This is a genomic window from Nocardia neocaledoniensis, from assembly GCF_029868625.1.
In the GTDB taxonomy this organism is placed as follows: Bacteria; Actinomycetota; Actinomycetes; order Mycobacteriales; family Mycobacteriaceae; genus Nocardia; species Nocardia neocaledoniensis_A.
Genome location: NZ_JARWOJ010000348.1, coordinates 1 through 6,997, shown reverse-complemented (window position 1 = coordinate 6,997; position 6,997 = coordinate 1). Strand labels below are relative to the sequence as shown.

Sequence of the window (6,997 nt, the reverse complement as noted above, 5' to 3'; positions counted from 1 at the left end):
CCCCCCCCAATGCCCTTTCCCCCCCCCCCCCCCCGGGGGGGGGCGCGCCCCCGCCCCCCCCCGCCCGCCGGGGGGCGCGGCCCCCCCCGTGGGCGCCCACACGAGCGTCCGGGGGGGGGGCCCCACCGCCAACTCGCGCATCCGTTCGCTCGCCGAGGAGCGGTGTGCCGCGGCGGGATTGACCCTGCGCGTGCCCAAGCCGCGGTTGTGCACGGACAACGGCGTGATGATCGCGGCACTCGGCGCGCATGTGATCGCGGCGGGCGCGCAGCCCGCGGAGCTGACGGTCGCGACCGATCCCGGTCTGCCTGTCTCGGTGAGCGCGCTGCGCGGTTAGCGCACCCGTCGTCGGCTCCGGATTCGGCCGGCTGGGCTCGGCGCTCGTCGCCCGCGGATGCAGGCTCGGCTAGTCGACCAGCTGCAGAGGTGCCGAGTTCGGCACGGAGGCGGCGGGCGGGATCGGCAGGCCGCCGCGGGAGGGCCGCTGGGTGGGTGAGGTGTTCGGCGTCGACGGGCGCTGCTGGCCGCCCGCGGAGCCGCTGTTCAGCGGCCCGAGGGGCGACTCGGGGTAGGGGATCTCCGGCAGATTCGGATCGGGACGCAGCGTGGGCGCCGTCGTGGAGGTCGGCCCGCTCGGGCTCGGCGACGTGGCGGAGGGGGACGGCGTGGTGGACGGCTGTGTCGTCGTCGGGGGAGTGGTCGCCGCCTCCGTGGTCGGCGGGGCGACGGTGACGCCGGTGCGGTCGCTGCTCTCCCGGTTGGACTGGCTCGAGGGCGGCAGCTGCGGGACGGCGGGCAGCGGCGGCTGCCGGACGGTACTGCTGGTGCCCGCCGGCGTGACATCGGGGGTATCGGGCGAAATGGCCTGCACGCCATAGCCGATCACCAGACCGACGACCACGACCGCACCGGCCAGCGTTCCGGCCACCTTCGTGAACGTGCCGTTCGGCGAATCGCCCAGGGCGGCGGCCTGTAACGCCGAGGGAGCCGAGGCGTCGGCGACCAGCGCCGCGCCCTTGGCGATCACGGCCTCCGGATCGGGCACGGTGACCACGGGCACGTCGAGCCGGGTCTGCAGCGTGTCGACGACGGCGGGGATATTGGCGCACCCGCCGATCACCGCGACAGCGTCCGGGTACTTCGGCGCCCGGCTGAACACGGACGAGGCGAACAGCGCGATATTGCGCAGCAGCCCGCCGATGAGCTCCTCGAAGTCGGAGCGGGTGAGCTTGAGCGGCTGCCCGGCCACATGGTCGATGGTGACCGCGGGCGCGATCGAGAGGTGCTCCTTCGCCGCCCTGCCGCGATTGGTGAGGGTGCCACGGTTGGGCCTGGTGCCGCGCCGGGCGTAGTGCAGGTCGACGAGGTGGTGGTAGATCAGCTCGTCGATGGCGTTGCCGCTCAGTGTCGGCGTGCGCTCGGTGTGCAGGATCGCGGTGTCGGCGAAGTCGACGACGGTGACGGTGAGGCCCGTCGCGCCGAGATCGATGACGGCCACGGTGGCGTACCGATCGAGTAAACCGGTATCGCGCAGATAGGTCATGGCGGCGGTGCCCTCCGGCACCAGCCGCAGATCACGATGCCGGGCGGTGGCTGCGCGGATGGCCTGTGCCTGTTCCCTGTTCCGGTAGGCGACGGCGACGCTGGTCGGTGGCCGCGAACGGCCCGCTTCGGCCCTGCGGTGCGCGCCCGAGTAACGGCCGAGTGGTTCGCCGAGCCCGGCGCTCTGGGAGACGGGTAGCTGGGTCGTCATCAGCTCGATCGAGGACGACACGAGATCGCCGAGATCGGAGTGTGCCGCGTCGGCGGACACGACCCGGTAGTCGAAGTGCTGCTCACCGGCTGGCCCGGTGGCGACCAGTGCTGAGCACACCACCTCGTTCCCGGCGGAGATGCCGAGGGATGTTCGCATGTTCACCTCCCTTCGAGCGGATGGTTCTGTGATGCCGACCATCTCGAATGGAACGTTGTACATATCCTTTCACAGCCTGTTATGCGAACGTTACAGAATGTGGCAAGCGATGTGAAGATCACTGTCGAGTGTGGGCGTGTCGAAAACGCGACATTGGCAGAACCCGGCCTTGAGCGCTGGCACTCTCACGTATAGAGTGCTAGTCGGCACTGTGTAGCTGTGCTTGTGCCAGTCGACTACTGGGCTTCGGGTCCCGGCACCCGCGACGACGGGGCTGACGCGCAGTGTCGCAAGCTGACCGAAACCCGGTCCGGAACAACAGTTCCGGACGACCGAATTCCCTGAAAGTGGAGGGCTCAACGTGGCGAGCGTGAACATCAAGCCGCTCGAGGACAAGATCCTCGTCCAGGCCAACGAGGCCGAGACGACGACGGCCTCCGGCCTGGTCATCCCGGACACGGCCAAGGAGAAGCCGCAGGAGGGCACCGTCATCGCCGTCGGCGAGGGCCGGATCACCGACAAGGGTGACCGCATCCCCGTCGACGTCAAGGAAGGCGACGTCGTCATCTACAGCAAGTACGGCGGCACCGAGATCAAGTACCAGGGTGGGGAGTACCTCATCCTCTCGGCGCGCGACATCCTGGCCGTCGTCACCAAGTAGGCCAACGCCGCATTCGCACTCCGCCCCGGCGTCGTCCCGCGACCCGGGGCGGACTGCGTTCATACACAGGAGCTGAATCTTCTATGGCAAAGCAGATCGAGTTCGACGAGAAGGCTCGCCGGGCTCTGGAACGCGGTGTCGACAAGCTCGCCGACGCCGTCAAGGTGACCCTCGGCCCGCGCGGCCGCCACGTCGTGCTGGCGAAGGCGTTCGGTGGCCCCACCGTGACCAACGACGGTGTCACCATCGCGCGTGACATCGACCTCGAGGACCCCTTCGAGAACCTCGGCGCCCAGCTCGTCAAGAGCGTCGCCACCAAGACCAACGACGTCGCGGGCGACGGCACCACCACCGCCACCGTGCTGGCTCAGGCGTTCGTGCGGGCCGGCCTGAAGAACGTCGCCGCCGGCGCCAACCCGATCTCGCTCGGCCAGGGCATCGCGCTGGCCTCGGAGAAGGTGTCGGAGGTGCTGCTGGCCGCGGCCACCCCGGTCTCCGGTGAGCAGGCCATCGCCCAGGTCGCCACCGTCTCCTCGCGCGACGAGGAGATCGGCGAGATGGTCGGCAAGGCACTGACCACCGTCGGCAAGGACGGCGTCGTCACCGTCGAGGAGTCGTCGAGCACGCACACCGAGCTCGTCGTCACCGAGGGCGTGCAGTTCGACAAGGGCTACCTCTCGCCCTACTTCCAGACCGATCCCGAGACCCAGCAGGCCGTGCTGGAGGACACCTACGTCCTGCTGCACCGCGACAAGATCAGCTCGCTGCCCGACCTGCTGCCGCTGCTCGAGAAGATCGCCGAGTCCGGCAAGGCCGTGCTCATCATCGCCGAGGACATCGAGGGCGAGGCGCTGTCCACCCTGGTGGTCAACTCCATCCGCAAGACGATCAAGGCCGTCGCGGTCAAGGCGCCGTTCTTCGGTGACCGCCGCAAGGCGTTCCTCGACGACCTGGCCGTCGTCACCGGTGGCACCGTGATCAACCCCGATCTCGGCATCACCCTGCGCGAGGCGGGCATCGAGCAGCTGGGCCAGGCCCGGCGCGTGGTGGTCACCAAGGACGAGACCGTCATCATCGACGGTGCGGGCAGCGCGGAGGACGTCGCCGCCCGTGGCGCGCAGCTGCGCCGCGAGATCGAGGCCACCGACTCCGATTGGGACCGCGAGAAGCTCGAGGAGCGCCTCGCCAAGCTGGCCGGTGGCGTCGCGGTGATCCGCGTCGGCGCGGCCACCGAGACCGCGCTCAAGGAGCGCAAGTACCGCGTCGACGACGCGGTCGCTGCCGCCAAGGCCGCGGTCGAGGAGGGCATCGTCCCCGGTGGCGGCACCGCCCTGGTGCAGGCCGCGACCGCGCTGGCCGAGCTGCGCGACTCGCTGACCGGTGATCAGCGCATCGGCGTCGAGGTGGTCCGCAAGGGCCTCGAGGCGCCGCTGTTCTGGATCGCCACCAACGCGGGCGTGGACGGCTCCGTCGTCGTCAGCAAGGTCGCCGAGGGCAAGGAAGGCTTCAACGCCGCCACCCTCGCCTACGGTGACCTGCTCACCGACGGTGTCGTGGATCCGGTCAAGGTGACCCGCTCCGCCGTGGTGAACGCCGCCTCGGTCGCGCGGATGATCCTGACCACCGAGAGCGCCATCGTGGACAAGCCCGAGGAAGAGGCCGACGACCACGGCCACCACGGGCACGCGCACTGACGCACAGCACGACGAAGGCCCCTGGACCGCAGTGCGGTTCGGGGGCCTTTGTGGTTGGTGGGCTAGCTCGCTACCGGGGGTTCCTCGGCCTCGATCGCGGCCAGCAGACGCGCGCGCAGGGAGGGGGGCGGCGGGGTCGGGGTGCTCGCTCCGATCACGGCGAGAACCTCGCGGGTGCCGCGGAGCTCTCGCCGGAAATCGGAACAGAGGGTGGGATCTTCGTTGTCGATGATGGTCTGAATGGCGTGATGGTCTTCGTCGTCGATCAATCCGAGCGCGACGGTGTGCGCGAGATCGATCTGGGCTTCGTTCATCTCACGTCACCCCCAAACTTTTCTTCAGTCGTGTCAATCCATCCCGTATACGGGACTTAACGGTCGGTAACCCAATGCCGAGGTGCTGAGCTACCTCCGCGTAGGTGCGCCCGCCGTAGTAGGCGAGCGAGATCGCCTCGCGTTGGGTCTCGGTCAGTGTCGAGAGCCCGCGCTGGACGGCCTGTTGTTCGAGTCTGCGTTCCACCTCCTCCGTGACCTCGTCGAATTCGTTGCCGAGCACCCGTACCCCGTACGCGACCTCGCGCTGGGTGTGGGCTTGCTCGGCGCGAACCCGGTCGACCGCCCGTCGGTGTGCCAACGTCATCAGCCAGGTCACCGCGGAACCCTTGGTGGGGTCGAAACTCGTTGCGGTGCGCCAGATCTGGAGATAGACCTCTTGCGTGGTCTCCTCCGCGTATCCCGGGTCGTGGAGGACCCGGAGGATCAGGCCGAAGACGCGTGCGGACGTCCGGTCGTACAGTTCGGCAAAGGCTTGCTGGTCGGACATGCCGCATCGTTCCAACAGTGCAGCTAGCTCGACTCCTTCGGCCGCGCGTGCGGTAACCGCAGAATCCACGCTCGGTGGGAAGGCTTCGCTTCGGAACCCATTCTGTGTCATCGGTCACGAATGTAGCCCGCGGCTATGACCTCCCTTCGCCCGGGGTGCCTCTGGATCGCGTGCCAGCTGTTTGCTAGAGATTCGGCACGCCACGCCGGGCGGATGGGATTTGATTTGCCGAGCTATCTACACGGCCATGCGGCGCCGGTTACGGCGCGCGTGCATCTCCCGTTCGGTCTCCGACATGCCGCCCCAGATGCCGTACGGCTCGCTGACCTTGAGGGCGTGTGTACGGCACTGCATCAGTACGGGGCAGGCCCGGCAGATCTCCTTGGCGCGCATCTCGCGCGCGGTACGGGCGCGGCCACGCTCGCCGTCGGGGTGGAAGAAGACGGCGGAGTCCTGACCGCGGCACGAGCCACGCATCTGCCAATCCCAGACGTCGGCGTTCGGACCGGGGAGGTGGGTGGGCATGGGCATGTGAACTCCTTGTGGTGCGAGCTCGTCAGCGTTGTCGAGCGACGTGGTGCGGCAGGTCTTCGCGCCACCTGGTGCGGTGGCCGGCTCGACGGTGCCTGACGGTGCGCCGAGAGGTGGTCGCTGCAATTTCGCGCGGCGCCGACCCCGGCGATGAGCTACGTTAGGTGCAGGCGGGAAATTCCGTCAATAGTTCCGCGCATTGATTCCGCAAATCCACAACGCCGAAATTTAACCTGCGAACTGTTTACATTTCACTTCCGATTCGTACATACTGTCCGGTTGGCTATGGATCGGTCCCTGAGGGGTGTCGCCTGGTTCCGCTGTTTTCCCAGGTCGTGCGCTCAGGGGCGGTGTATGGGCAGGTGAACGGCCCACGGAGCGGGTGGTGCGGGTCACAACGTGGCCCGGCGCCCGGGACCGCGCAGATGGCGGAAACGGGGCGCCGAGGTTAATTGCGCGAAACGCATGTGAATTCGAAACATTGCGGTAGAGGCGCCTACGGTCGGAGATTTACCTGATGGCAACATCGGGGCCCCGGAGAAAAGCTGACCGGTAGCTGATCCCGCGCGACTGGGACATATCACGAGAACCGTCGCGGCACCGGGGCGGCTACAGTCTCGGCGTGCAGACAACGGCTTCACCCGCGGATATCGGTTCCGAAACACTCGTTTCGACAGCTTTCGGGCCTACCCCCGGCCGATCCGCTGTGGAGTTGCCGGAACCCGCGACGCCGATCCAGCGCTGGTATCGCGCCGTCGCGCTCGGTGGTCAGGGGCATTACGCCGCCGCCAGGGCCGACCTGTCGATCCTCGCCAGAACCCGGGTCGATCCCGCCCTGCGTTCGCTCGCCGCGAGTACCCACGGCTCCCTCGTACGCCAACTCGGCGGACACGCGGCCGCCTCGACCCTCGACGGGCGCGCGGCCGTGCTGGCCACGGCGGCGACCGGACCCGCACGGGCCGAGGCCATGGCCGACGCGCTCACCGGTCTCGCCGCCGACGCGCTCGGCACGGGCAGGCTCGCCCTCGCCCACCGCCTGCTCGGCCGGGTGGAACCGCTGCTGGCCGAAGCGCCGGATCGCTGCGCGGTGCGTTGGCACTGGGTGCGCGCGGAGACCGCGCTCGCCGGGGGAGCGGCCGCGCCCGCACTGGCCGACGCCGAGCGGGCGGTGGAACTGGCCGTCGCGCTCGGCTCGGTCCGGCACCGGGTGAAGTCGGCGCTGCTGGTCGCCGCGGCCACCGCGGCGACGGGCGATCTCGCGCGCGCGGCCGCGCGCGCCGCCGCGGGCGATATCGCCGGCCGCGGGCCCGGCCGGGAGGCGCGGGGCGGGGCCGCCGCGGTGTTGGGCGCCGGGGTGGGCGCACCGGCCCCCGGGCG

At 69.3% G+C, this 6,997-nt stretch carries 7 protein-coding genes and 1 pseudogene; 4 read left to right on the top strand and 4 right to left on the bottom strand.

Going from position 1 to position 6,997, the window contains the following annotated elements:
- A pseudogene (locus tag QH270_RS27055) lies at positions 1 to 337 on the top strand (hypothetical protein); the annotation flags it as partial.
- Positions 338 to 406: 69 nt separating this feature from the next.
- Here QH270_RS27055 and QH270_RS27050 read toward each other — a convergent pair.
- Positions 407 to 1,912 (bottom strand): Hsp70 family protein, encoded by a 1,506-nt coding sequence (locus QH270_RS27050; RefSeq protein ID WP_280346875.1) that lies wholly within the window; start codon positions 1,910 to 1,912, stop codon positions 407 to 409.
- Positions 1,913 to 2,273: 361 nt separating this feature from the next.
- Here QH270_RS27050 and groES point away from each other — a divergent pair, with 361 nt between their 5' ends.
- Positions 2,274 to 2,573, top strand: coding sequence for a co-chaperone GroES (gene groES / locus QH270_RS27045; RefSeq protein WP_110037083.1), 300 nt, complete (start codon positions 2,274 to 2,276; stop codon positions 2,571 to 2,573).
- Between the two features lie 83 nt (positions 2,574 to 2,656).
- Positions 2,657 to 4,267, top strand: coding sequence for a chaperonin GroEL (gene groL, locus QH270_RS27040; RefSeq protein WP_280346874.1), 1,611 nt, complete (start codon positions 2,657 to 2,659; stop codon positions 4,265 to 4,267).
- Between the two features lie 62 nt (positions 4,268 to 4,329).
- Here the strand turns inward: groL and QH270_RS27035 are convergent, their stop codons facing one another.
- The 3 genes from QH270_RS27035 to QH270_RS27025 all read right to left on the bottom strand — a co-directional run bounded on the left by QH270_RS27035 (position 4,330) and on the right by QH270_RS27025 (position 5,620).
- Positions 4,330 to 4,581, bottom strand: a complete 252-nt coding sequence (locus QH270_RS27035; protein WP_110037081.1) for an RskA family anti-sigma factor — start codon at positions 4,579 to 4,581, stop codon at positions 4,330 to 4,332.
- Between the two features lies 1 nt (position 4,582).
- Positions 4,583 to 5,200 carry a sigma-70 family RNA polymerase sigma factor gene (locus QH270_RS27030; RefSeq protein WP_373867072.1) on the bottom strand — a complete coding sequence of 206 codons (618 nt, stop codon included), beginning with the start codon at positions 5,198 to 5,200 and terminating at the stop codon, positions 4,583 to 4,585.
- A 126-nt stretch (positions 5,201 to 5,326) separates the two neighbouring features.
- Positions 5,327 to 5,620, bottom strand: a complete 294-nt coding sequence (locus QH270_RS27025) for a WhiB family transcriptional regulator (protein WP_022567299.1) — start codon at positions 5,618 to 5,620, stop codon at positions 5,327 to 5,329.
- 706 nt (positions 5,621 to 6,326) lie between these two features.
- Between QH270_RS27025 and QH270_RS27020 the strand changes: the two genes are divergently transcribed.
- A partial coding sequence (locus QH270_RS27020) for a hypothetical protein (RefSeq protein ID WP_280346873.1) occupies positions 6,327 to 6,997 on the top strand: 671 nt, incomplete at its 3' end.